This is a genomic window from Pseudomonas psychrophila, assembly GCF_001043005.1.
In the GTDB taxonomy this organism is placed as follows: Bacteria; Pseudomonadota; Gammaproteobacteria; order Pseudomonadales; family Pseudomonadaceae; genus Aquipseudomonas; species Aquipseudomonas psychrophila.
This window is the reverse complement of record NZ_JYKZ01000122.1, coordinates 1-506: the sequence shown is the minus strand read 5'-3', so window position 1 is coordinate 506 and position 506 is coordinate 1. Positions and strand designations below refer to the sequence as shown.

Here is a 506-nt window from a genome sequence, read left to right as displayed (position 1 = left end):
CGTCAATGGCATGTTCACCCAAGTGCGCGAGCGCAGCCCGGTCACGGCGGCAACGCCCGAGTTGCTGGCGGCACTGGCGCGCCTGGCAGAACCTGCAGCGCTGGTGGTGCCTGAACCGCAACCCGCAGCGGCTGTGACCAGCGACAGCAGCGATATCACCGATGACGAGTTCGAGTTGCTTCTGGACTCGTTGAATGCAATCAAGGCCGATGCCCCGGCCATCGCCGCCAGTGATGACATCAGCGATGCCGAGTTCGAGTCGCTGCTCGATCAGTTGCACGGCAAGGGGCGTTTCTCTGCGGACACCGTGGCGGACACGGTACCCGATGCGGTACCTGCCGCCGCGGTAGAGCCCGCCGAAGCTGGCAATGAAATCACTGACGATGAGTTTGAAGCGTTACTGGATCAGTTGCATGGCAAAGGTGCATTCAGCAGCGATGCGCTGCAGGCATCCGCCGTACCTGTCACCGAGGCTGCCGTCTCGGCCACGGTTGCCGCGCCATCCG

The 506-nt window shown here is 63.4% G+C and carries 1 pseudogene; it reads left to right on the top strand.

The features are described from left to right. A pseudogene (locus TU76_RS24395) lies at positions 1 to 506 on the top strand (chemotaxis protein CheA); the annotation flags it as partial.